Raw genomic sequence first — 25,302 nt, 5'->3', positions numbered from 1 at the left:
CTCTTTATAAAAAGCAAGCAGGATAAAACAATGTACACGAAAAGTAAGAAAAATGTAAGAATTATATTTTTAATTTTAACTTATATATAAAGCTTGCTTTCCTTGTTGATTATAACTTTTTTCAATATTTTTCCAGTTGATTGTTTTGTTTTTTGTGCCGTATGGATCATTAACATAAACTTTTTTAGTTTTTTTGTTATATCCAGTAATTACGCAGGCATGACTTGAAGGAGTTACCTTGACTTTTCCTTGAGGAGTATTCCAAGCTTGCATATCATCTACATGGTTAAATGTAAGAGTAGTGATAATCATTACGGGATGTCCATCGGATACTAGTTTTAATACATCTATGAAATTATGTCCGGTGTAATTTTGAATTCGATTAGTATATTTACGTGCCACATTATAAAGTGGTTCATTGTATACACACCACCCAGCATTTTGAACACTCATTGAACCAACAAATCCTACATGTGGATTTCCGCGCATTTTTCCATCTTGAGTATAAGAATCTACATGTTTGATTTGACTTGCTAGAGTATCTTTTGAAACATTAATTTTATAATAATTAAGCAGCATTGCTAAAGATGTAACTTCACACCCATTAGGTAAGTCAGGGAGTTGCTTTATTTCAGGTACATCAAGTTTTTGCTCTTGCTTCATAGTTAACCAGTTCCATTGGTCTTGAATTTTTTGAAAATTTAATCCGATTACAGTGAGCAGAATGATTAAAGGGATGCCTAAAATTACGAGTCGATTATTTTGTTTATTTTTTTGTAAATTTCTTCTTGATTCCATAGCAAGTATTTAATCATGGTTTTTGTAATTTGTCGAAAATAATTTCTTTTCACTTTTTAACTGATAATGCTAATATTTAAGTAAAGAAATTAATATTAGAAAAAAGGAAAATTTGTTTTGAAAATCAATTTAAAAGACTTAACAGAAAAAATTGAAAATGAAGACTATTTACAAGATTTAGAAACCGTTAAATATGGAGACATTAGTAAATCTAAAAAGAAATTACGTGAATATGCAGATAAAATGATTAAGGAAGCTGTAGCTGCATTAAAGCATAATTCCTTGATTCAAACTCAACTTGCGGTAACAGGGCAACGTCCAGCAACATTTGCTTTAGAAATTAATATTATTAATTTACCATATAGCAATTATAAGAAAATCTCTAATTTCTTTGAAGATGGAATTGATTATGATGTAAATGTCTACTTTGAAACACGTTCAGATTATGTTAATGTTTCAAAATTTAGAATTGATCAATTAGCAACTGAAAAAGAATTATTAGCAGATCCAGATGCAATGACAGATATTTTAACTGATTCAATAATTGAAAAGCTTAAAGTCATTCGTGAATATCAAAAACCTGAAAAAAAGGATACAACTAAAAAAGCATCTACCAAGAAAAATGAAAAAACTGAAAAGAAATAAAATAAACCACTGCTCAAAATGAAGCAGTGGTTTATTTTATTATTTTTCTTCTTTAAAATGAATTAAAGTATTGTCATTTTGATAGAAGAAGAAATCTTCAAAGACAGCATTTTTAATAATACCGCGTTGAATAGTTTGATTAATTGATTCAGCACTATCAGGATATGGAGTTGGAAAACCTAGATTCATGTAATTCTTATTGATAGTATAGCGGAAGTAGTGCTTAGCTCCATCGCCAAAGTTAGTATCAACATATAATTCATCTAGGTGTTTTTCTACTAATTCATTAAGATCAGCAACAAAAGTATCTATCCAAACTTTAACATCTTCTTGCTCATCTTTAGAGAGTTGGTCCCAATCTGCACGGAATTTAACTCCCGGATACATTGCATTAAAAGAAGTAGTACGAATTGCAAGTTTAGCAATTTCTGCTGTGCGTGCTAATTTACCATCACCAAAAATGAACAAAGGTGCATAATAATCAGCATGATAAACAGACATTTCTACAAATGAAAGGACAATTTTCTTTTGTAAAATACTTCCCTTTAAATAGACATCTCCAATTAAAGTTGCAATATCTTGTAAAATGTCAGAGTTCTCTGCCCACTCCATATAGTCGTTAACTTTAAGTGGGTCAGCTAAATTTTGAACTACATTGCTATAGCCTTTGTTAGCAATTGATTCTAGATAGCTCAAGGCATTGAATACAGAGTATTCAATTTGAGTTGATGAATCTTTTTTAACAATATCATTTCCTAGCTTTACTTGCATACTTGAGATGAAGGCTAAAGCTGAAAATGATTTTAAGAAAATATCTTGTACTTTTGGATCAAGCTGAATAAATTCTTTTTTATCTTTTTCAACTGGAATTCGTTCAGGTTCCCAAATAAAATCATTTAATCTAGACCAGGCTGAATAATCTACTCGGTTTTCTATTTTATTCCAATTAATTGTTGTATATTTCTTTGTCATATTACCTATAGTCACTTAAAAAGCTAATATTTCCACGTAATTCTTTAGGCTTTTGTACCTCTTTCGTACTTTGACCCTTAGAAAGATCCTTAATGATCCGCTTTACGCTTTTAACGTCTTTGTCTGTACCACTAAATTCTAGTAAATAAAGGATGGGAACTTTTAGAGTAACGGATAATTTTTTTGCGGTTTGTGCAAAAAGGTCGTTGAAGTTACGGTTCCCACAACCAATTATACCGACTAAATTTTTCTTATTATCTTTATAATTTAGAAAATCAACTAGCGAGTCCATCATAAAATCTTGATAAGATGGGGTTATTAAAACATACTTTTCTCCCATCTCATATTGTGGCCACGCGTCGTCAATTTCATGGGCATCAAGACCAGTTTTGATAACAAACTTTTTAGTCTGCCCAGTTATTGAATAAAATGCTACTGCTACCATAAAAAACTTTCCTATAACTTAAACTATTACAAGATTATTTTCCCACTTAATAGGTAAGGTTTCAATTGTTAAGTTAAGGAAAAAACAATATAATATAAAATATCTAGGAGGGCTATATATGATTAGCTGGAACTTACTTGGAATCCTTTTATGGGTTGTTATATTACTTTATTTAGTTTTTGTTGTACAAAATATTCGCAGACGCCGAATCAAAATGATTATTAAGCAACATAAGCGTTTTAGCTGGCCTAATTTTATAATTGATATTGTAGAAGTATTAGTATTAATTATTGTGACAGGTTGGATGTTTAATCAATCGGCGATGGATAATCCTAACTTAGAAGATTCAAGCCGCATTACTTCAAGTGTAAAATATGAACCTCTTGTTATGAATACAGGAGTAGGTAATTCTAGTTATGTGACAATTAATTCTGCTAAGAAAAAATTTGGATCACAAACTTATACTTATTATCGTGCAGGCACTAAAGTTACTGTGGGTAGTGATTATGCATCTGTTGCTTATGGAAATAGCCCATTAAATGTAAGTGCAGAAAAGATTCCTTATGAGTTAAAAGAACTTAAAAAGATGGATAAAAAGTATCAAAGAGCTTATGTGGCTGTATATACTGCAAGATATAAGCAAACTTGGCAAAATGGGATTGGGATGCATGCTGGACGAATTGCTACAAGATATTATTTAATTAGAATTCCAGATCAAAGTTTTATTAAGCAATGAAATATTTTATAACTAGCTAGAGCTAAAAAAATAAGACCTAAGTCTTATTTCGATTGTTATTAACTTGGACTAATAAACTTCCTTCAACAAATGCTAAAATGAAGCTTGCAGTTAAAAAGTCCATTACATTTCCAGAATAATATGCCGCAAAAAGCATAAAAATAATTGATAAAAGCATTGAACTTACCAAATAAGTTCTTGCTTTTTTATTTTTACTCCATTTATAAATTCCATATAGCAGGATTGCCACATATGGACCGATGAATAGGAGCATTCCAATGTAGCCAAGTGAATAGACCTGGGAAGTAAAATCACGTTCTAAATTAAAAATATTAGTTTCTCGAGTATATGAAATTCCTAAAAATTTATCTAGTTTATTATTATTGTAATTTCTAACTTGATTTAGCATTGCTCGTTCAACATAGCGATTCTGCATTCGAGTTTCGCCAGGTTCTTTCATGATTTTTAACCAAAATTCAGGATCGTATTGGTAGGGATAGCTCTTAAATACGAATTTTTTATTTAAGGCGTATTCTTGATAGTTATTTTTGATAAAATCGCGTAAAAATTGTTCACGTGCTTTACCTTTATATTTTTTAAGACCATCATTTAATTTTTGATTAGTAGCAGTTAAGTTATGGTCAGATTGCTGAGCTAAGTAGATTTCATAATTATAGCGCTGAATTGTAGGTCCAAATGGTAAAATTGCTAAACTACCAATTTCGATTAAAATTGCGGCAATTGTTGCTTTAGTGTTTTTTTGTATATTCTTAAATAAAAAGCGATGGGCAAAATAAACTAGAATACTGATAATAATTCCGCCAACTAGTCCAATTGCTGCGACTTTAGTACCAAGTTCAATCATAGCTAGAGCTTGAACTACATTCAAAGTTACAATTTTCCAATTAAAGTTTTCAAACATAAAGTAAAACATAATTGGAACTAACATAAAGAGAACCGCACTAACCATATTAGCAAAATTGAAGAAACCCTTTGAAGCCATATGTGAATAGCCGATATTTGGATTAAAGAACCACATAAAAATATTAGAGTTGATGAATCCTGTTTCATAAGATTTAAGTGAAATAATAAAAAGATTGGAAATCACAATCGTGAATGAAAAAAGACCAGAAATTCCTGTGATTACTTTTTTAAAGTTTTCTTTTTCAAAATTTAATTCATACGTGAAAAAAATTACCAATAAAGGAAGGAGCATTCTAATTAAATAAAATACTTCACTAATTGTTGAATAATTATAGTCAGATGGATTAATACTGTTGAAATTTCTTACATGGAATAAATGTAATGCAGAATAAATAATCAATAAAGCAAAATAAGCTAATTGCCACTTTTCATGTCCTAATTTTTGCCAGTTTTGTTTTTGACTGAAAAACATACAAAAAATTACAAATACTGCTAAAATTCTAATGATAGTCGGCAATGTGAATGGCAATATTTCGGCAAGTTTTCCATTATAGAACCAGTAAAGGTCTAGAAATGGTTGAATAAGTATAAACCAGAAAAGAATAGTTTTTGTTTTTTCTTTCATATTTCCTCCTAGAATAAGTTTATTCATATATTTTAGGAAAAAATAGCTTAGAAAAAAAGAGTCGAGAATTTTTTTCTCGACTCAATAAAAGAATTTTACTTAGAATCTTCTTTTTTAGTAGCTGGTTTCTTGATTTTTTCAACTTTCACTTCATTTGCCTTAGCAGTTTTAGAGTTCTTAAGACTGCGTGCACTCTTCAAGTTCTTAAAGTTTACTACAATCTTATTATTTAAGTCGCTGATTGCAGTTTCATCAACTGGATCATAAGAAGTGATTGCAAGAAGAGCTGAATTTTCATAAATCTTTTCAACTTTACCAATAAAAGGTTTTTTAAGTTCTTCTTCTGACTTTGCACCAACAAGTGCGCCAACTTTTACGTCTGATTTTTTCATAAGGAATTTTGCTCCTTTCCACCTTTTCGATTACAATAGTAAAATATTATTACGGAAATGAAAAGTTTGCAAGGAAAGTGGCAGTGTTTGATGAAGAAAATTATTTTAATCGCTGGTCCAAGCGGTGCTGGTAAGACAACAATTTCAGAATATTTAACTAGAAAATACGATATTCCGCGTGTGATTACCCACACAACTCGACCTATGAGAGAAGGAGAGGTGCCGGATAAGAGCTATTATTTTGAAAGTCCAGAAAGTTTTAGTAAATTACATTTTTTTGAACATGTAAACTATGGAAAGTTCCAATATGGTTCTAGTAAAGAAGCGCTAGAAACAGCTTGGAAAAATCATGATATTGTTTCTTTGATCGTAGATATTCAAGGAATTAAATCCTATTTGACTCAATTAAAAGGACAAGCATATTTTTTATATGTTACTGCTTCAAACATTGATGAATTGAAAGAGCGTTTAATTAGACGCGGAGATAGTGTTGAAATGGTTAGAGAGCGTTTAAGCGGAAGCGAATTAAATCCTTTACCAGATTCTTTAAGACAAGATGCGCATATTCTTTATAATGATGTGTGGAATGATACGGAAGAAAAGTTAGATTTGATAATTTCTAAAATTGAAAGCGCATAAATTATCTTTTTTACAGATTTTATCCCTGAAAATGTATTTTCTTAACGGTATGGTAGTTTTTTTGACACAATTATGTAACATTTAAAAGGTATCATATTAAACGTTGAATGATTTAAGAAATGAATGAGGAACCATTCAATATTTTTAAAAAAGCAAACAAAAAATATTACATAATTTTAGGGAGAGAATTAATTTTGAAGTTTAAGTCTAGTTTAGTTAAGTTTACAGCAGTTTTATCAGTGTTCTTTACTGGTATTTCCGTAGTTAATGTACCAGTTAGTGCTGATACTACTGCCGCAAGTGCTTTTGATACTACTGCTACGGTTCAAAAACCAAAGAAGAAAACTTCAGCAAAGACTAAAAAGTTAAACGCAGTTGTTAAGCTTGCTAAAAAGCAAGTTGGTAAAAGTTATATCTACGGTGCTACTGGTCCATACGCATTTGACTGCTCAGGTTTAGTACAATACGTATATAAACAAGCTGGTAAGAAAGTTCTTCCACGTACTACTTACGCACAAGTTAATGTTGGTAAGCGTGTTTCATTAAGCCACTTGAAGAAGGGTGACCTTTTATTCTGGGGTTCTGCAAGTGCTCCATACCACGTAGGTATTTATGTTGGTAATGGTCAATATGTTCATGCTGCAACTCCTTCACAAGGTGTTCGTAAGCAAGCATTGTCTGGTTACTTCTACCCATCAGCAGCTAAGCGAGTTTTATAATATTTAGAATTAATTCTCGTTCTAAAATACGAAATAAACGTCTAAAGTAATTGCTTTAGGCGTTTTTTATTTTGTGTATTATTTTTGTAACAATTTTGTAATATTACAAGGGTACTATATAAATGTGTTAGATATTTAAGAAAGTATAAAGATTACCTGTAATTAATATAAATGTTTTGCTAATACAGGAATTAAGGAGATTTGAATTTGGAAATTTAATAATAAGTTTGTAAAGGCTGCAGCAGCTGCTACGCTGACTGTTACTGGCGTTACAGCAGTTCATGAATTTAATGCACAATCTGGTCATGTTCAAGCTGCTACAATGTCTGTCAAGATTAATTATGTACCAGGTTATGGAATTAACATTTGGGACAATTTTAATCATGGACACTTTACAGGTGTACGCGCCGCTCATGGAACTACTTACCAAGTTTTAGATACTCAAATTGATAAAAAGGGTCGTACTTGGTACAGTATTGGAGAAAATCAATGGATTTTAGCAAAGTACACAGTAAATGCTAATTCTATTGTTGCTAAGCGAGTTAAAACTAAAAAAGTAAAAAAGATAAAAAAGGCAAAAACAGCAACTTCTGCAGTTAGCCAAGCACCAACTAATCATCAGGATGATAAAGCTACTCCATCTACTGGAGATGCTTCAGCAGTTGTTGCGTTAGCAAGTAAGCAAGTTGGTAAAAACTATGTTTGGGGCGGTTCTACTCCTAGCGGTTTTGATTGTTCAGGACTTATTCAATATGTTTATAAGAAGGCTGCAGGCGTAGATGTTAGCCGTACAACTTATTCACAAGTAAATCAAGGTAAAAAAATTTCATTAAGTAACTTGCAACCAGGTGATCTTTTATTATGGGGCTCTGCAAATGCCCCATATCATGTAGGTATTTATGTTGGTAATAATCAATATATTCATGCAGCTACTCCTTCCCAGGGTGTAATTAAACAAAGTATAAGTTCATACTTTTATCCTTCAGCTGCCCGTCGAGTACTTAATTAATAACATTAAATTAAAAACAAGTAGCATTTTTAAAGAAAAAGTTTAGAGATGCTGCTTTTTTGTTGCATAATTTTTAGGTTTAAGTGTTATCTATTAATTAAATAAATATAGAGGTAAAAATAATTTAATTTATCAAATTTTGTAACACAATTGTAACTATTCACCCGTTACAATAGAGATGTATAGTCAGAAAATATTAGCGTAATTTGCTTAATTTTTCGCTACCAAAGGGGATTGAAGAATGACACAACACAAATTATTTAAAATAGGAGCTGCTGCTGCTTTAACTTTGACCGGTATTAGCACAGTGAGCTCACTTAAGACTGTTTCTGCTTCAAGCTTTGTAGCTTTGAAGCGTGTGAAAATCCACTATCTGCCTGGTAAAGGTGTAAGAATTTGGACTAGTTATAATAATGGTCAGTTTATGGGATTCCGCGCAAAAGATGGAACAGTATGGAATGTGGCTAAAACCGCATTAGATAAGCAAGGTAACTTATGGTATAAAGTTGGAACTCGAGAATGGATTCCAGCCCGATACACAGTTGATATTGAAAAAGAAACAGTTAAAAAGCCTGAAAAGAAAAAAGAGGTAAAAATAAAAGTTAAAAAAGTAAATAATCAAAAAACGCCGCAGATTTCACAAAAACCAAAAAAGGCAAATACAATAACAAAAAAGACAAATCAAGTAAAAACTGTTAATAATTCTGTAATTAAAAAAACCATTAGTAAAGTCAAAAAAGTAAATATGGCTAAGAAAATAGTTAAAGCTGCAGTTCAAAATACTGCACAATCAAAGCCAGCAACGCAAGCACCGACTGTAAATTCAACTAATCGTGCAGATGCAATAGTTTCTTTAGCAAAGCATGAAGTTGGTAAGCCTTATGTTTGGGCTGGAGCTAGTGAAGATGGCTTTGATTGTTCAGGACTTATTCAATATGTTTATGGACATGCGGCAGGAATTAATATGCCAAGAACAACTAGTGACCAAGTAAAAGTTGGAACTTCTATAGCAATGAATCAGCTTCAAGCAGGCGATTTAATTTATTGGGGAGACCCAAATGCACCATATCATGTTGCAATTTATATCGGCAATAATCAGTACGTAAATGCTGCAACTCCAGAACAAGGGGTAATTTTGCAAACATTAACATCATATTATTACCCATCTGTAGCAAAGCGCGTACTTTAATAGTAAGAGCAACTTCAGAGGTTGCTCTTATTTCAGTTTGATAGAAAAAGTAAATGTTATATTTATGTTTCAAATTGATTAATATCGTTGTCACAATAGGTTTTACCTTATAAAATAAGTAATATCATAAGGAGGATTTTTACTATTCATGAAGACCAAATTTGTCGCAGGAGTAGCTGCAGCTACTCTGTTAACTGCAGTTATGCCTGCAATTAATAATTTACCAATTGCTAAAAATGCTAAAGCTCAAAAAGTAGAAGCTACAACAAATATTGAACAAGCTTTTTTGGATAAAGCAGCTAAGCAAGCTCAAAAGGCAGCTAAAACTTATGGAGTATATCCATCAGTTATGATTGCACAAGCTATCGTTGAATCTGGTTGGGGTCAATCAAAGTTAGCTACTGAAGCAAATAATTTATTTGGGATGAAGGCTAACGATGGCTGGGATGGTGCATCTTATACAGCTAATACCCGAGAAGAAAATGCAAGTGGGAAGAGTTACTATATTAACGCAGCTTTTAGAAAGTATCCTTCATATGAAGGCTCTTTTGATGATAATGGTAAAAAGTTGCGTTTAGGTGTTACTTGGCAACCAGATCGTTATAAGGGTGCATGGATTGAAAATGCATCTACTTATGCTTCTGCAACTAAAGCACTTACTGGAACTTATGCCACTGATCATCGTTACAATATATCTTTGAATAACCATATTACAACATATGATTTAACAAAGTATGATCCACAAATTTCAACCCAAGCCAAGTCTTATAGTGTAGCTAAATCTGGTGCAACTTATGCTTGGCCAACTGACCATTCTATTTCTGCTAAATCAGGCTCAGTATCAAAAGGACAAACAGTTACAATAGATAAGACTATTACTTATTACAATGGTTCTAAGCGTATGCATATTGTAGGTAAAGGCTGGGTAAACGACACTTTGTTTGAAAACAATAGTGAACAACCAGCTGCAGCTATTTCTCAAGCTCCAAAGAGTGCAAGTGTTAAAGTAAGTAAAAACTTAATGCATAATGCCTATATTTATGATTCAAAGGGACAAAGAATCCGTAATATTAAGATGCTTAAAGCTGACAATGTTATCCCAACTTATGGTCAGGAAACTATCAAGGGTAAGAAATATTACCGAATTGGTGAAAATCAATACATTGCAGCTGGCAATATTGATGGAACTTCCCGCGTTTTGAAGCATAATTCATATGTTTATAATGAATATGGCAATCGCGATAACAATCTTAAATATAAGAAGAATCAGTCTGTAGCAACCTACGGTAGTGCAGTAACTATTAATGGTCAAAAGTATTACAAAGTTGGTATACGAGAATTTGTAAAACGTGCTAACTTTGCTAGGAACTAATTTTTTCGATTGGGAATGGAGAAAATTAAATGAGACTAAAAAAATGGGCCATTGCTACACTTGGACTAGCTTATAACTGCAGGAAGCTTGTCAATTAGCGATAAACCGCAAGCAGCTGATATTAATTCAACAGCTAAACAATTTAGTTATGGAGGAACGACTTACCTCTATAAAATGCTTAAAACAGAAAATATTAAATATAATAAATTTTATGAAAAAAATCCTATTAAATATAAAAATAATGGAAAACCAGATGGTGTAGTTATTCATGAAACTGCAACCCCTGGAGCTAGTGCGCATGATGAGGCTATTTATTTTAACCGTGAGTGGATGAATATGTATGCTTATGTTCATGCTTTCGTTGATAAAAATGGAACAATTCAAATGATGACACCTGATTATGGAGCGTGGGGCGCAGGTCCAATGGCGAATAATCGTTTTGTACAAATTGAATTGTGTGAAGAAACTGACCGCAATGACTTTGCGAAAAGTATTAATAATGATGCAATTTATGCAGCTAAAATTTTGCACCGTTATGATTTAACTCCAACTAATGCTACTCACGATGGGAATGGGACAGTTTGGTCACACTTAGCAGTATCTAAGTTCTTAGGTGGAACGGATCATGGTGATCCTGATGGCTATTTTGCTACTTGGGGTTATTCTATGGATCAATTCTTTGATTTAATTAAATATTATTATGACTTGCAAGCCAGCAATTCAACTGCTCAAAAAGCTGCAACTCCTACTACTTCAACTACTCCAGTTGCACAAGCTCCATCTTCTGCAACTACTAAAACTTTAATGCATGATGCTTATGTTTATAATGAAAAAGGTAAGCATAATAAAGAGTTAAAAAAGGCAGGAGTAGCTATTAAAGTAACTGGTGAAAAAGAAATCAAAGGTAAAAAATATCTTCAAATTGGTAAAGATGCTTATGTTAATGGCTCTAATGTTGAAGGGATGGACCGTGAATTAAAAAAGAACGCTTATGTTTACGATACAGTTGGTGTAAGAGTTGGTAGTGCTAAGTTGTTAAAAGGCAATGCTGTTAAAACTTATGGTTCTAAAGTTACTATTCAAGGAATTAAGTACTACGCAATTAGTGCTACTCAATTTGTAAAAGCTGGTAACTTTTAAATTAAGAAAATACGCTTTTTCTCTTTAGGAATAAGCGTATTTTTTGTACAATGGTTAGAATGATAAAAGGGGGTTTTAACTTGGAGCAATTATCATTATTCATAGTCGTTTTATTAGCCTTAATAATTCCAATTTTTATGGCACGATTTAAAGTAAATAATGTACCTACAGCAGTTGCTGAAATTATTGTTGGAATTATTATGGGATCAAGTGGATTTAATTTGATTTCTACAACACATGATTTAACTTTTTTGTCGAATCTAGGAGTTATCCTTTTGATGTTTTTATCAGGGATGGAAATTGATTTTGAATTATTAAGCAGAAAAAATAATCCAAAAGGAAAATCCCATGCTGGAAAAATGGTAGATCCATTAAAGACTGCTGGAATTGCTTTTTTTAGTGTAGCAGTTAGTGCTATAGTTTTAGCTTTTATATTAAAATGGATCGGTCTCTTTAGTGAAGTGATGCTAGCAAGTATTATCTTTATGACTGTAGCTTTAGGAGTAGTAATTGCTACTTTAAAAGAAAAAGAAATTCTAAGTCGACCAATTGGTCAAACTATTCTTTTAACAGCAGTAATGGGTGAAGTTATTCCACTGTTATTGCTTACTATTTATGCATCAGTGCATGGTGGAAATGCTGGCCAATTATGGTTGATTATTTTACTTTTTGTTGCAGCAATTATTTTGTTGCATCGCTTTAAGCAGCCTTATCTGTGGTTTGTAAAAGTGACTAAGTCAACAACGCAATTAGATATTCGATTGGCATTTTTTCTAATATTTGCATTAGTAACTGTAGCAGAACGTGTTGGTGCAGAGAATATTCTAGGTGCTTTTTTGGCTGGAATGGTAATGAAGCTGCTTGAACCTAGTGAATCAACGAAGGACAAATTGACTTCAATTGGATATGGATTTTTTATTCCGATTTTCTTTATTATGACTGGAGTTAAATTAAACTTAAAATCACTGTTCACTAATCCTGATGCTTTGATGCTTTTGCCAATTTTGATTTTGTTCTTATTCCTTGCTAAAGCTCCAGTGGTAGCAGTCTTTATGAGGAAGTTTGATAAGCGTAATGCGTTTGCTGGTGGCTTTTTAACAGCTACAACGATTACAATCGTGCTTCCAACTTTGCAAGTTGCACAAAAGCTTCATGCAATTACTTCTACTCAATCTGATGCTTTTATTTTAGCAGCTGTAGTAGTTTGTATTGTTAGCCCTATTGTATTTAATTCATCATTTAAGCTTTCACCAGAAGATAGAATTAAGCAGCGAGTAGTAATTATGGGGGCCAACACTTTAACTGTACCTGTGGCTCATGACTTGCATGATAATTGGTATTCTGTGGCAATGTTTACAGATGATAAAGAAAAATATAATACCTACAAGAGTCGTGCAGAAAACTTAACTTTAATTCAAGATTTAGATCAAAAAACACTTGAAAAGGTTGGTGCTTTTGATGGTGATATATTTGTTGCTGCAAATCACAGCGATGAAGTAAACTTGAAACTTGCAAAATTGGCTAAGGCTAGTCAAATTCCTAAACGAATTATTGTTCGTTTAAGACAGCCCGATGCCAAAACCGTGGAAGAATTGATACAGGATAATATTGAAATCTTTAACTTTATCAATATTAGATCTGCTCTAATGAGAGCTTTAATTGAATCACCCGCTGTTTACCAAATTATCACGGATACTAAAAATATTTTATATTCAGCTACAGTTCATAATCCTCGTTACATTGGTAAGGAATTGAAAGATTTAGACTTTATTGATTCAATTACTGTTAGTCGAATTAGACGTAATGGTCAATGGTTATCACCGCATGGCTCAACTGTAATTGAAAAAGGTGATGAAATAATTTATTCAGGACAATTTAACAGTGTTGATCGAGTTAGACGATTATTAACTAGAAAATGAAAAAATCTCGCTACTTTGTAGCGAGATTTTTAATATTATTAATATGAACGTTTAGCAGCTGAAAGAATATCTAAAACTTGAACACTATGTTCAAACCATTCATCAGCTTGCTTAGTATCATGCTTGTCAATGACTTCAACAAAATCATTAAATTCACTAGCCATTCGATGGTCATATTTATTAAAGTTATATTCTTGAACATTTTGTCCGCGAAGTTCTAAACTGTAATTATTTAATTCTCCTGGAGAACCATCAAAAAAGATACTACCTTTTTCTCCTTCAATAAATGAACGAGGTGAAGTATATGAATCTTTAGAAGCAATTAAACTAGCTTGCATACCCTGATAGGCAAGATTGAGAATACCTGAAGTATCAATTCCTCGTTGCATATTTGGGTAATATTGAACTGCTTTAGGGTTTTTGAATAGACCAACAGCTAAATGAATATTATAAATATTTAAATCTTTTAAAGCACCGCCATCTTTTTTCGGATCAAAAACCGGAGCAATTTTTCCCTTTAAAAAGTCATCATAACGACTAGAATATTGGGTATAATTCAAAGATAAAATATGAACTGGAGCAATTTTTTTCAAATCTTCTTTAATATGTTTAAAGTTCTCTAAGTGAATATTAGTAATTGCTTCAACAATTATTACGTTATGTGCATCAGCAATTTCTTTTAATTCACGAGCTTCTGTTGTGGTAGAAACAAATGGCTTTTCACAAATAACATTTTTGCCTGCTTCTAAAGCTTGTTTAGCAATAATATAATGTAAAGAATTGGGAACTGCTACATAAACTGTGTCGACATTTTCATCATTAAAAAGGTCTCTGTTAGATGTATAAGCCTTTGAAATGTGATATTTTTGTGCAAGTTCTTGCCCAATTGTGCTACTGCGTTTAGTAGTTGAAATAGCTGCTAACGATAATCCATTAATTTTATCTGCAGTTGTTAAAAAATCATGAACGATTTTTCCGCTACCAATAATTCCTAATTTCATAAGAATCTCCTTACTTAGATTTTGTACTTGACTTAGGTAATGGTTTAGCATTCAATGCACTGTCTGGAAGCTTTAAGAAGTCATAATTGCCAAAGTTGCCATAGCTTTGACCTAAGCGAACTTTCATGAGTTTTCCGAGTTTCATGTTAATAAATAAGCTATATGATACCATTTTATTTTTTACTACAGCTTTAACAGTCATATCTTGGTATTTACCATATTTTTGAATTCTACGGAATACTTTTTCTTGTTCTGCACTTTGAGCAGTTGTTGAAAAGATTGGGTCTGCTGCATCTTTCATGATAGATTTATCTTTAATAGTTGCAGTTAAAGTGTAAGTGTTTTTCTTACGGGTCATTTTAAAAGCATCTACTAATTTTTTATCAGGATTCATCATTGTTTGATTATTTATCACAGCATCTAAAAGTTCAGCGTAGGAGTGACCGCTTAATTTTTCAAAATTAGTTTTATACCAAGTGCTACGTCCATTTAAGTAAACGTTATTAGAGTTTACCCATTCTTCAGTATTTTGAGTTTTGCCTTTGCTAGTAGTTTGATTATTAATATGAAAAATGGTTGGCTCTCCTCCAAAGCTTGTATTAGCAGATACAAGCTGAGTTGAAGTATCAGTAGATAAGCGAATAGATTGAACTATTTGTCCGCTTTTGAAAGTTTGTTGCGTTTTTTTGATAACTTGATTTTTAGTTAAAACAGGAGCAGCTGTCTTTTTTTGTTGCGAGCAGCCGCCTAATACTAATGCAGTACATAAGCCAATTGCGATAAAAACTTTTTTAAATTTCATTTGATTATACTTTCTCTTTTCCTTAATTATTATTTACATTTATATTGTAACTTAAAAAGCCACTTCTTTATTAAAGATAGTGACTTTTTCTAAAATTATTTATTTTTTTCTAAGTTTACAGCATTTTTAGTTACCGAAGATGGTACTTCAAGTTTTCCTAATTTGTTAATATCGGTAACTTTCATTGACAAAGTCTTTAATTCATTTTGATTTTTATATTTAGCTAAAACTTTTAAATTAGTTAACTTATAGTCCTTGTCAGTATTGATAATAATATCACTGTTGACAGGTTTAGCACTAGAAAAATCAATACCGATTGTTGAAGTTAGACAAGAATTTTGCTTAATTATATCCCAAATTTTTTCACTTGAACCTTGATAAGTTAAAGAATAACCATTAGAAGTTTTTTTAACTTTAAATAACTTAGCAGTTGAATCATCAAAATTAAGTAGAGCATTTTTAGCAATACTATCTGCTAATTGTGAATAAGATGAAGTATTAGTAAGTTTAGTCTTGAACCATTTATCAGTAGCAGTACCACGCATTTGGATATAGTTAGTTTTATTATTGATCCACATTTTGTAATGATTAGAAGATGTAGTAAAGTCTGCAAACATTACTAAAGGTTTTTTGTTATATTTAACAAGAGCTTTTTGTTCTATTTGTTTCTTAGAATTAGCTTGAGTCCAAGTAGCTTGCAAGGTGTTTAAGTCAGTATTTTGAGCGCCGGATAAAACTGTTTTTGCACTAGGTAAACTGTTCGTTTTTGACTTAGATGTTGAACAAGCTGAAAGAGTGAATATTAAAATTAAACCTAATACTGTCTCTATAAATATTTTAAAAAATTTTTTCATAAATATTGCCTCGATTTTTTTAAAACTAAGGCTAGTATAAGCTTTTCGTCTTAAAAAATGAAAAAATATAGGGTAAAATTAATGCTTTTTAATAATATTTAAGATATTGCGAAGCTTACTTCCACTAACTTGTAAATTTTCCACAGGCTGAGTCACTTCAATGCAGCCAATGTATTTACCTTGTTTATCGTGAAGGCTATAAAAAGATATGTTAACAGGAATACCATTTTTGTGAATCATAATTGATAAATTATTGCGTTTATTATCATGCATTTGCTTTAAAACAGCTTTTACATGATTTTGGCTGTGACCTGGATGAACTTGATATACTGTTTTTCCAATGTCTTTTTCGGTGCGCTTAAATAAACGATGCTTGTTCATTGACGACCAAACAACTACATCATTTTTATCTAAGACGTCCATTTCCTGGGGAATAGTTTCAAAAATTGCATTTAATACGTCAATTGATAGGCTTCCACCATCAAGTTTTATTTGTTTTTCCATAATTTATCTTCTTTCTTGAAAATTAAAAGGCTTACATTATTAGTTTACCATTTTTTAGGTCGGTTTTTTCCTGCTCATTTTCTTAGATTGTGGTAGAATATTTGTTGAAACATTGAATTTTTAAAGGAGATATTTCATGTCTAAATTAGTATTGATCCGTCACGGACAAAGTGAATGGAACCTTTCTAACCAATTTACTGGTTGGGTTGATGTTAACCTTTCAGAAAAAGGTGTTGAAGAAGCTAAAAAAGCTGGTCGTTTAATCAAGGAACACGGTCTTGAATTTGACCAAGCTTACACTTCATTGCTTACTCGTGCAATCAAGACTTTGCACTTTGCACTTGAAGAAAGTGGTCAACTTTGGATTCCTGAAACTAAGACTTGGAGACTTAATGAACGTCATTACGGTGCTCTTCAAGGTTTGAACAAGAAGGCTACTGCTGAAAAGTACGGTGACGAACAAGTTCACATTTGGCGTCGTTCATACGATGTTTTGCCACCTGAAATTGATGATGACAATGAATACAGCCAAGCACATGACCGTCGTTACTCAAACTTGGATCCACACATTGTTCCTAAGGCAGAAAACTTACACGTAACTTTGGACCGTGTAATGCCATTCTGGGAAGATCACATTGCTCCAGACTTACTTGACGGTAAGAACGTAATTATTGCAGCTCACGGTAACTCACTTCGTGCTTTAACTAAGTACATTGAAAACATTTCTGATGAAGATATCATGGACTTAGAAATGAAGACTGGTGAACCTGTTGTTTACACGTTCGACGAAAACTTGGATGTTGTTAACAAAGAAAAGCTTGACGACTAATTATTAGTTCGATAATAAAAAACTCGACCTTTTTGGTCGAGTTTTTTATTTTGGTATATAATAGAGTATAGAGTAAAGGTTATTTTAAGATAGGGGGAATATAATTGGATCATAGAATTGTAACTTATCCAGCAATTTTTAAGCCGCTTGGTCATGATATTTATGTGATTAGCTTTCCAGATGTTAAAGGTGCAATTACTGAGGGAGAGGGCTTAAGAGAGGCTTTAAAGATGGCTGCTGATACTTTAGCTAGTCGTCTTTACAATAAGGAAAAGTTGCCAGATGCAAGCGATCCAAACGATATTAAAACAGCAGATGATGGTTCTTTTGTAGCAAAGGTATCAGCTGATTTAACACAAGCATTTCGTGATAGAATCGATTATCAAATTTGACAATTTATACGTGCTTTTTAAGTAAAGCACGTTTTTTTAAAAAATAATATTTTTCGCGTATTTACTGTCACTGTAAGAAAAGATAGCAAGTGAATCTTCTAGCTAAATTGACATTTAACCCCTATAAGTGATATTTTCAAAAAGGGGAAAAGTTGGGAGAACACTATGCAAACAATTGAAAATTCTCTCTTGCAAGTCTCTGTGGATGAGAATGGGGCAAGATTAACTAATCTTGCTAATCAACATGATAAGTTTGATTATCTTAAAAACAGTGAAAAACAAGAGAATATGGCAGTTGCTTTTCCAGCAATTGACCAAGAGAAAAACTGGGCGCTAAAGTTGCCTTGGACGGTTGTAGATAAAGGTGACAGTCGCGTCAGTCTTACTTTAATCGATACTGAGGAAAGCTACCATAGTTTTCCGTTTCACTTCGAAGTGGTTTTAACTTATGCACTTGAAGGAAATCAAGTAATTGTGTCTTTTTATTTGAAAAATAATTCACATAAAGAGATGCCATTTTCTTTAGGATTAATAATACCAATTTTAGCAGGTTGGCAAGTAGATAATGGTCTTAACCAATTAATTCTTAGTGGAGTTAATAATCATGAATTAAAGATTGCTTCTACTGATTTTAAATTATCTAATTCTGAAAAAACTATCACTGCTTTAACTGATGAACTTAGTTTGGGCGGAGATAGTTCTCAAAACTTTGAATTAGTACTGACATTAAGCTAAAGAAATGTAACGATTTTAATAAGAAAATAAAAGCAAACCTACGGTGGCTTGCTTTTTTTGTTATAATACTTAACTGTTAATAAAATTAATTAAGGTATAAAAATGCGGAATAATAAAAAACCAGACGTAAGTCGCGTCCAACTTCATTCAGATGATAATAAGAAAAAGAACGTATTGCTGTCTTGGGTAGTAAGCATTATTGCAATTGTAGTAGTAGCTGCAGCTAGTTATTCAGCTTATGTTTATTTTAAAGCGAAGAATGCTGTTGATCAAACCTATGATCCAAGCAATAAGGTTGAAATCAAGAGTGGGGAGTTTAATGGCAGTAAAAATTTTGCTGTTCTTTTAATGGGTACTGATACTGGAGCTCTTAATAGAACCGACAAAATGGGAAATACTGACACAATGATATTAGCAGTTGTTAATCCAAAAAAGAAGCGCTATTCGCTAATGTCTATTCCTCGTGATACGATGGCACAGATGGTTGGCGCACCAAAATTTAAAGTTCAAAAAATAAATGCTGCTTATTCTATTGGCGGTGCAAAAATGGCAATGGACAGTGTTTCTAAATTGATTAATGTTCCAATTAAATATTATGCGATAGTCAATATGGGCGGAATAATGAAAATGATTCGTTATGTTGGCGGAATTGACGTGAAACCTACCTTAAGTTTTGAATATGGCGGATATGTATTTAAAAAGGGTAAAACAAATCATATGGGAGGCGCTGGTGCATTAGCTTATTCAAGAATGCGCTATGATGATCCAGAAGGGGATTATGGTCGCCAGAAGCGCCAAAGACAAGTAATTACTACTTTGATTCAGAAAGCTGTTTCGCTAAGTTCATTATCTAATTTAGACTCAATCCTTGAATCAGTATCAGGTAATGTACGTACAAACTTGCCATTTAGTGCATTACAAGCAATTGCAATGAATTATCGTAATTGTGCAAGTGATTCTAAGAGTGATTACTTACATGGATATAGTGTTGAGATTGATGGTTCATCTTATCAAGTTCAGCCAACACGTGAATTGCAGCGTGTCTCAGATTACGTAAGAGAAGAGTTAGGCTTAGAACAAGAAGTAGTTAACAATAATGAAACTTATCAAAATCAACGTAATGTAGCTTCAGGATTTGATTTTAATAGTTCTAAAACGCAAAAATATAAGATTTATGATGATTACACTGAAGAAGGTGATAATTAATGGCACCAATTTGGAGTATCTTAATTGGATATTTATTTGGTAATTTTTTGTTTGCAATGATTATTGGGCGCTTTGGTTTGCATCTAGATCCTACACAATATGGTTCTGGTAATCCTGGTACAGCTAATATGGGAGCTGTTTTTGGAAAAAAATGGGGAATATTGACGTGTGCAGGGGACTTATTAAAAACAGCAATAGCTTTAATAATTGTTTATTTTTTGTTTCCTGGAAAGGTTTACATAGCTTATACTGGTTTAGGACTTATTTTAGGACATTGTTTTCCAATCTGGAACCACTTTAAAGGTGGGAAAGGTGTAGCTGTGTCAATTTTAGTTGCACTTGCATATGATTGGAAAGCAGGCCTGATTACAGTCTTAATTGCTCTGTTGTTAACAGCAATTATGCAAAATTTAACGATTCCCCCAATCGTATTTATGGTACTATTTAGCATGTATGAATTTACACAGTCGATAACTGCTGGAATCATATTTTGTATCATTACTGTTATTATGATTTTTAAGTTTCGTCATGATATTGTTGATTTTTTCATGGGACGAGGCAAGAAAGTCGATATTTTATATTCAATAAAGAAAAAATTGGGTATAAAGAAATAATGTAGTGAAAGGAAAATTATAGTAAGGACATAGATTAGAACTATGAGTGAAAATAAAATAAAAAAATCACTATCATTTTGGCAAATTCTTTGTCTTGCTGCAGCAACTTTCTTGATGTTAACTGAAGCTTATAGCTTTGGTAGCAGTATGGGAAGATTGCCGCTTGGAAGTTTGCTTAGATTTATGCCGAAGATGCTAGAAAATGCCACACTTATTTTTGTACCTATGGTATTTGGTGCGGTATATAGTAAGAAAAAAGTGCATCCAAGTGAAGCATTTAGATTTTGGATAATAGCTGTTGTAACATTAGTTTTACAATATCTAGTATATTTCTTTAGATTTCCAGGTCGTTTTAATATGTGGCGGCTTTGGGGGGTATTTTTCCCAATCTTAACTAGTACTTCAGTGCTTCTTGCTGGATTAGTATTTAGTATCTTGGCTCAGCCATATTTATATGATTTGCAGCGCAAGCTTACTTCTAAACAAAATATTTTAATTTTAAGCACTTTAACTATTGTTGGTTTTGCAACAAGTGCTGGTACTATGCTATTTAATTACTCTATTTATGGCGTGTATTTAATTTTATATTTTGCTTGGGGGATGTTTTTAGCCAAAGAAAAAATCACTACTAATATTTTTAAGTGGACTTTTCTTGGAGGAATTGTATCTTTTGTTATCGTGTTAGTTGGTGTAGCTGGCTTTAACGGTGTATATTGGTATCAAGTTCTTTCAGGCAGAAGCATTAGCTTTTGGAATCGTCAATTCTTAAATAATCCAACTTCTCCATTTATGGTAATTGTTGTTATTACAGCATTTTTGATTTTTAAGAAGACAATTTTATCATTTACTAAGCGTGAAATGCGCTACTTTATTCCAGTAATTATCTTTATGCAAGCTCCAATTGCTGGTGGCTTTATGACGCCATATCCTATTACTAGAAGTGCTGGATTTAATAAGCTTTTGATGCTTGTTCTGATGATGCTTATTAGTTTAGTTTTAACTAAGATTTATGAAAAATTCTTATTTAGAATTAAACCATTTAGACATGCAGTCCTATTTTTAAATAAATATGATGACTTAGCTGATATTGTTGTAGCAACCTGGAGTAGCTTTAAGCATTGGGCATATGAACACCGAGTGAAATTGATGACTTGGGGTTGGTTCTATATCTTAAGTTTTGTATCATTCTTAATTGAATCTGATAACTTAAGAATTCAAATTACAACTGCTACAGATATTAATGCAGTTATCTTCTTATTGGGAACTAGATTTTTTGCTATCATTTTAACAACAATTTTTCTTGATGCAATGTTCTCAATTTTCTATTTCATTACTACTCGTTATTGGACTTCTACAGTTTTAGTTAGTGTAATTACTATCGGTTGGGCAATTGCTAACAAGATTAAGCTTGACTTGCGTGGTGAACCAATTTATCCAAGTGAATTAAGTGAAGCAGCTAACTTTAAGACTTTAGCACCAATGGTTGGTGCCCAGAAGCTAATAATGATTGCAGTAGCATTGATAATTGTTATTGCAGTATGTGTATTTCTTGAAATCAAGTTCCCAATTAAGAAAAAAGGTTCTTGGAAGAGAAGAGGAATTTGGGCACTTCTTAGTGTATTGCTATTTTTAACTCCAACTCGCTTTAATCATGATGGTGGTCTTATTTATCATATTAATCGTGGTTTTGATAATAAGCAATCATTTAGAAATCCAGAACGTGATATTCAAATCAATGGTCCAGTATTAAACTTCTTGAACTATATTGATTTGCAGATTATGAATAAACCTGAAAACTATTCACAATCAACAATCACTCATTTAAATGATAAGTATAAGAAGTTAGCTGATGAAATTAATAAGACAAGAAAGAATAATATTAAGGATCAAACAGTTGTATTTAACTTAAGTGAAAGTTTTGTTGATCCATATACTTTCCCAACTATTAAGATTGATAAATCAGCTCCAAATCCAGTTAAATTTATTCAATCAATGCAAAAGAGAGCTACTTACGGTAATATGCTTAGCGCAGGTTACGGTGGTGGTACTGCCAATATGGAATGGGAAACTTTGACTGGACTTAACATGGGAATGTTCAGATCAACTTTAACTCCTTATGTTCAAGTTGTGCCAAGATATAAATTCTATCCAACAATTGGTATGAATTTTGATTATAAATCAGCAGTTCACCCATTTATTGGTACCTACTACTCAAGAGTTGAAGATTATAAGAGATTTAAGTTTAATAAATTTGAATACTTAGGTTCTAAGTATAAGATTATTGATCAAAAGAAGCTTGGCAAGAGTAGCTATAATTCAGATTTCACTACTTATGCAAATGGACTTCGTCAGATTAATTCTGAAAAAGGTGGTCAATTTATTAACTTGATTTCTATTCAAAACCATATGCCATATAATGATTGGTATCCTAAGAATGAATACATGGGTAAAATTTCCGGTGATTTATTCAAGAGTGGTGCTGTTAAAGAACAGATGGCAACTTATATTAAGGGTGTTCAATATACTGATGAAGCAGTAAAGGAATTTATTGGTAAAATTGATAAAATCAATAAACCAATTACAATTGTCTTTTATGGAGATCACTACCCAAGTATTTTGTCACAAAGTTACACTGCTAAGTATCCTGTTGAAATGCACTCAACTCGTTACTTTATTTACTCAAATAAATATGCTCGCGAACATGGTGCTAAGGAGAAGCTTACTAATAAGACTAACTTTGTAAATACGAGTGACTTTATTGCTTTAATGCTTGAACAAACTAACTCTAAGGTAACACCTTACCAAGCGCTTCTAACTGAAGTACATAAGAAACTTCCAGCTATTACTATTAATTATGATGGTGATAAAGGATTTGAACTTATTGACCAAAAGGGTAAGAAAGTTGATCCTAAGACTTTAACTTCAGAGCAACGTGCATTGTTAAATGATTATGAAGCTGTTCAATATGACATGACTGCTGGGGATGCATATGGATTAAAGGCAGCTGGCTTTTATCGTTAAACAAATTAAGTCGATTCGAAAGAATCGGCTTTTTGTTTTTAGGTTGACTATTTAAAAAAAACTAAGTATTATCATATTATTGAAGTAATAAATTAGTTCAGTGTTCAGAGAACTGACGGTGTGGTGTGAGTCAGGCAGGCTAATTTAATGAAATACACATTGGGGTAGCTTCCATATCAGCTATAAAGGCGCAAAAAGCGCGAACGTGGGTGGTACCACGGCTAATAAAAGGTAATTAGTCGTCCCTTGGATTATTCCAAGGGACGTTTTTTATTGGAGGAAAACATGGCAAAATTTGATATTTTAGAAGATTTAAAATGGCGCGGTGCAATTAATCAAGAAACAGATGAAGAAGGATTACGCGAATACTTAAAGAATCATGATGATTTGGCTCTTTACTGTGGTACTGACCCTACAGGAGATTCACTTCATATTGGTCACCTTATTCCATTTATGATTTTAAAGAGATTTCAATTAGCAGGTTACCATCCAGTAATTTTAATTGGTGGGGGAACTGGTGCTATTGGTGATCCATCTGGTCGAAAAACAGAACGTGTTCTTCAAACTGCAGAACAAGTTAAACAAAATGAAGAAAAACTTACTGCTCAAATGAAGAAGCTATTTGGTACTGAAAACTTTGAAATTGTTAACAACGCAGAGTGGCTTGGTAAGATGAATTTACTTGATTTTTTGCGTGATTATGGTAAATTCTTCCAAGTTAACAATATGCTTAATAAAGATGTTGTTGCAAGTCGTCTTGAAAATGGTATTTCATTTACTGAATTTTCATACCAAATTTTGCAAGCCATTGATTTTTACCACTTGAATAAAGATCATAATGTACAAATGCAAATTGGTGGTAGTGACCAATGGGGAAACATCACTGCAGGAATCGATTTGATTCACAAGCTTGAAGGATCTGATCAAAAGGCGTTTGGTTTGACTATTCCTTTAATGCTTAAAGCAGATGGTACTAAATTTGGTAAATCAGCTGGTGGTGCAGTATGGCTTGATCCTGAAAAGACCAGTCCTTATGAATTTTACCAATTCTGGATTAACCAAGATGATCGTGATGTAGTAAAATATCTTAAGTACTTTACTTTCCTTTCTCATGAAGAAATTGAAGAACTTGCTGAAAAGACCGAAAAAGAACCTTGGAAGCGTGCAGCTCAAAAGAAGCTTGCAGAAGAAGTAACTAAATTCGTTCATGGAGAAGAAGGCTTGAAAGAAGCTCAAATGATTACTGAAGCTTTATTCTCAGGCAATATTAAAGATTTATCTGTTAAGCAAATTGAACAAGGTTTGAGTTCTGCACCAAGTGCTGAAGCAGATAAGGAAAAGAAGAACATTGTTGAATTTTTAGTTGATACTAAGATTGAACCATCTAAGCGTCAAGCTCGTGAAGATGTTAAGAACGGTGCTATCTATGTTAATGGCGACCGTCAACAAGACCTTGATTTTGAAGTAGATCCATCTAGTGCATTTGATGGTAAATATGTAATTATCCGTAAGGGTAAAAGAAAGTATACTTTAGTTCACGTAAAATAAATAATCTAACCACATGGAAAAAATCCATGTGGTTTTTTGTTAAAAAACGTTATTAATAACAAAATTATTTTTATTTTTTGTTATTAATTTTTAGCGTTTTCAACTCCATATCCCTTGCCAGAGTAAGACTTCAGCTCTTAAAACTTTTTATAAAAAATACTTGCATTTATAGATCACCTCAACAGTTCCGCCAGCGGCTTCAACTGCTTCTTTAGCAGCTGCTGAAACTTTGTTAACCTTTACAGTTACCTTAGTCTTTAATTCACCGTTAG

General features: G+C 32.4%; 26 protein-coding genes. 16 read left to right on the top strand and 10 right to left on the bottom strand.

Annotated elements, in window-relative coordinates; translation table 11 throughout:
* Positions 1 to 75 precede the first annotated feature (75 nt).
* Positions 76 to 798 (bottom strand): C39 family peptidase, encoded by a 723-nt coding sequence (locus tag ACTHPI_RS00130; protein WP_445352148.1) that lies wholly within the window; start codon positions 796 to 798, stop codon positions 76 to 78.
* A 117-nt stretch (positions 799 to 915) separates the two neighbouring features.
* Between ACTHPI_RS00130 and ACTHPI_RS00125 the strand changes: the two genes are divergently transcribed.
* Positions 916 to 1,443, top strand: a complete 528-nt coding sequence (locus ACTHPI_RS00125) for a hypothetical protein (RefSeq protein WP_445352147.1) — start codon at positions 916 to 918, stop codon at positions 1,441 to 1,443.
* Positions 1,444 to 1,482: 39 nt separating this feature from the next.
* Here the strand turns inward: ACTHPI_RS00125 and ACTHPI_RS00120 are convergent, their stop codons facing one another.
* Positions 1,483 to 2,415 (bottom strand): ribonucleotide-diphosphate reductase subunit beta, encoded by a 933-nt coding sequence (locus ACTHPI_RS00120; RefSeq protein ID WP_445352146.1) that lies wholly within the window; start codon positions 2,413 to 2,415, stop codon positions 1,483 to 1,485.
* 1 nt (position 2,416) lies between these two features.
* Positions 2,417 to 2,860: a class Ib ribonucleoside-diphosphate reductase assembly flavoprotein NrdI gene (gene nrdI, locus ACTHPI_RS00115; RefSeq protein WP_445352145.1), complete on the bottom strand. Its 444-nt coding sequence runs from the start codon at positions 2,858 to 2,860 to the stop codon at positions 2,417 to 2,419.
* Between the two features lie 118 nt (positions 2,861 to 2,978).
* On the opposite strand from nrdI, the gene ACTHPI_RS00110 reads away from it, so the two are divergent.
* A complete protein-coding gene (locus ACTHPI_RS00110; protein ID WP_445352144.1) occupies positions 2,979 to 3,596 on the top strand; it encodes an LVIS_2131 family protein in 618 nt (205 codons plus the stop codon).
* A gap of 37 nt (positions 3,597 to 3,633) precedes the next feature.
* Here the strand turns inward: ACTHPI_RS00110 and ACTHPI_RS00105 are convergent, their stop codons facing one another.
* Together ACTHPI_RS00105 and ACTHPI_RS00100 are read right to left on the bottom strand one after the other, a co-directional pair.
* Positions 3,634 to 5,145: an O-antigen ligase family protein gene (locus tag ACTHPI_RS00105; RefSeq protein ID WP_445352143.1), complete on the bottom strand. Its 1,512-nt coding sequence runs from the start codon at positions 5,143 to 5,145 to the stop codon at positions 3,634 to 3,636.
* Positions 5,146 to 5,240: 95 nt separating this feature from the next.
* On the bottom strand, positions 5,241 to 5,537 hold the full coding sequence (locus ACTHPI_RS00100) for a DUF2187 domain-containing protein (protein ID WP_445352142.1): 297 nt from the start codon (positions 5,535 to 5,537) through the stop codon (positions 5,241 to 5,243).
* A gap of 90 nt (positions 5,538 to 5,627) precedes the next feature.
* Here ACTHPI_RS00100 and ACTHPI_RS00095 point away from each other — a divergent pair, with 90 nt between their 5' ends.
* The 7 genes from ACTHPI_RS00095 (at position 5,628) to ACTHPI_RS00065 (ending at position 13,524) form a co-directional block, all read left to right on the top strand.
* Positions 5,628 to 6,176, top strand: coding sequence for a guanylate kinase (locus ACTHPI_RS00095; protein ID WP_445352141.1), 549 nt, complete (start codon positions 5,628 to 5,630; stop codon positions 6,174 to 6,176).
* 194 nt (positions 6,177 to 6,370) lie between these two features.
* A complete protein-coding gene (locus ACTHPI_RS00090; protein WP_445352140.1) occupies positions 6,371 to 6,895 on the top strand; it encodes a C40 family peptidase in 525 nt (174 codons plus the stop codon).
* 205 nt (positions 6,896 to 7,100) lie between these two features.
* Entirely contained in the window at positions 7,101 to 7,904 is an 804-nt protein-coding gene (locus ACTHPI_RS00085; RefSeq protein WP_445352215.1) for a C40 family peptidase, read from the top strand.
* 241 nt (positions 7,905 to 8,145) lie between these two features.
* Positions 8,146 to 9,093: a C40 family peptidase gene (locus ACTHPI_RS00080; RefSeq protein ID WP_445352139.1), complete on the top strand. Its 948-nt coding sequence runs from the start codon at positions 8,146 to 8,148 to the stop codon at positions 9,091 to 9,093.
* A 148-nt stretch (positions 9,094 to 9,241) separates the two neighbouring features.
* Positions 9,242 to 10,465 carry an SLAP domain-containing protein gene (locus tag ACTHPI_RS00075; RefSeq protein ID WP_445352138.1) on the top strand — a complete coding sequence of 408 codons (1,224 nt, stop codon included), beginning with the start codon at positions 9,242 to 9,244 and terminating at the stop codon, positions 10,463 to 10,465.
* An 87-nt stretch (positions 10,466 to 10,552) separates the two neighbouring features.
* Positions 10,553 to 11,605, top strand: coding sequence for an SLAP domain-containing protein (locus ACTHPI_RS00070; protein ID WP_445352137.1), 1,053 nt, complete (start codon positions 10,553 to 10,555; stop codon positions 11,603 to 11,605).
* An 80-nt stretch (positions 11,606 to 11,685) separates the two neighbouring features.
* Complete coding sequence (locus ACTHPI_RS00065) at positions 11,686 to 13,524, top strand: monovalent cation:proton antiporter family protein (protein ID WP_445352136.1); 1,839 nt, start codon at positions 11,686 to 11,688, stop codon at positions 13,522 to 13,524.
* A 38-nt stretch (positions 13,525 to 13,562) separates the two neighbouring features.
* Here the strand turns inward: ACTHPI_RS00065 and ACTHPI_RS00060 are convergent, their stop codons facing one another.
* The 4 genes from ACTHPI_RS00060 to ACTHPI_RS00045 form a co-directional block, all read right to left on the bottom strand.
* Positions 13,563 to 14,525: a Gfo/Idh/MocA family protein gene (locus tag ACTHPI_RS00060; RefSeq protein WP_445352135.1), complete on the bottom strand. Its 963-nt coding sequence runs from the start codon at positions 14,523 to 14,525 to the stop codon at positions 13,563 to 13,565.
* A 10-nt stretch (positions 14,526 to 14,535) separates the two neighbouring features.
* On the bottom strand, positions 14,536 to 15,327 hold the full coding sequence (locus ACTHPI_RS00055; RefSeq protein WP_445352134.1) for a DUF6612 family protein: 792 nt from the start codon (positions 15,325 to 15,327) through the stop codon (positions 14,536 to 14,538).
* 95 nt (positions 15,328 to 15,422) lie between these two features.
* Positions 15,423 to 16,181 (bottom strand): hypothetical protein, encoded by a 759-nt coding sequence (locus ACTHPI_RS00050; protein ID WP_445352133.1) that lies wholly within the window; start codon positions 16,179 to 16,181, stop codon positions 15,423 to 15,425.
* A gap of 78 nt (positions 16,182 to 16,259) precedes the next feature.
* Complete coding sequence (locus ACTHPI_RS00045) at positions 16,260 to 16,685, bottom strand: PAS domain-containing protein (RefSeq protein ID WP_445352132.1); 426 nt, start codon at positions 16,683 to 16,685, stop codon at positions 16,260 to 16,262.
* Between the two features lie 136 nt (positions 16,686 to 16,821).
* Between ACTHPI_RS00045 and ACTHPI_RS00040 the strand changes: the two genes are divergently transcribed.
* The 7 genes from ACTHPI_RS00040 (at position 16,822) to tyrS (ending at position 25,030) form a co-directional block, all read left to right on the top strand.
* Positions 16,822 to 17,514 (top strand): 2,3-diphosphoglycerate-dependent phosphoglycerate mutase, encoded by a 693-nt coding sequence (locus ACTHPI_RS00040; protein WP_445352131.1) that lies wholly within the window; start codon positions 16,822 to 16,824, stop codon positions 17,512 to 17,514.
* 104 nt (positions 17,515 to 17,618) lie between these two features.
* Positions 17,619 to 17,906, top strand: coding sequence for a type II toxin-antitoxin system HicB family antitoxin (locus tag ACTHPI_RS00035; protein ID WP_445352130.1), 288 nt, complete (start codon positions 17,619 to 17,621; stop codon positions 17,904 to 17,906).
* A 165-nt stretch (positions 17,907 to 18,071) separates the two neighbouring features.
* Positions 18,072 to 18,641: an aldose epimerase family protein gene (locus ACTHPI_RS00030; RefSeq protein ID WP_445352129.1), complete on the top strand. Its 570-nt coding sequence runs from the start codon at positions 18,072 to 18,074 to the stop codon at positions 18,639 to 18,641.
* A gap of 102 nt (positions 18,642 to 18,743) precedes the next feature.
* Complete coding sequence (locus tag ACTHPI_RS00025; protein WP_445352128.1) at positions 18,744 to 19,847, top strand: LCP family protein; 1,104 nt, start codon at positions 18,744 to 18,746, stop codon at positions 19,845 to 19,847.
* Positions 19,847 to 20,461: a glycerol-3-phosphate acyltransferase gene (locus ACTHPI_RS00020; protein WP_445352127.1), complete on the top strand. Its 615-nt coding sequence runs from the start codon at positions 19,847 to 19,849 to the stop codon at positions 20,459 to 20,461. Before ACTHPI_RS00025 ends, ACTHPI_RS00020 begins: the two co-directional genes overlap by 1 nt.
* A 42-nt stretch (positions 20,462 to 20,503) precedes the next feature.
* Positions 20,504 to 23,482, top strand: coding sequence for an LTA synthase family protein (locus ACTHPI_RS00015; RefSeq protein ID WP_445352126.1), 2,979 nt, complete (start codon positions 20,504 to 20,506; stop codon positions 23,480 to 23,482).
* Between the two features lie 285 nt (positions 23,483 to 23,767).
* Complete coding sequence (gene tyrS, locus ACTHPI_RS00010; RefSeq protein WP_445352125.1) at positions 23,768 to 25,030, top strand: tyrosine--tRNA ligase; 1,263 nt, start codon at positions 23,768 to 23,770, stop codon at positions 25,028 to 25,030.
* A gap of 147 nt (positions 25,031 to 25,177) precedes the next feature.
* On the opposite strand, the gene ACTHPI_RS00005 is transcribed toward tyrS, so the two are convergent.
* Positions 25,178 to 25,302 (bottom strand): uL15 family ribosomal protein (locus ACTHPI_RS00005; RefSeq protein WP_445352214.1); only part of this gene is annotated, 125 nt, incomplete at its 5' end.

This window comes from Lactobacillus sp. PSON, assembly GCF_052615405.1.
Note: the sequence above shows the minus strand (reverse complement) of the source record. Positions and strands in the feature narration are given on the sequence as shown.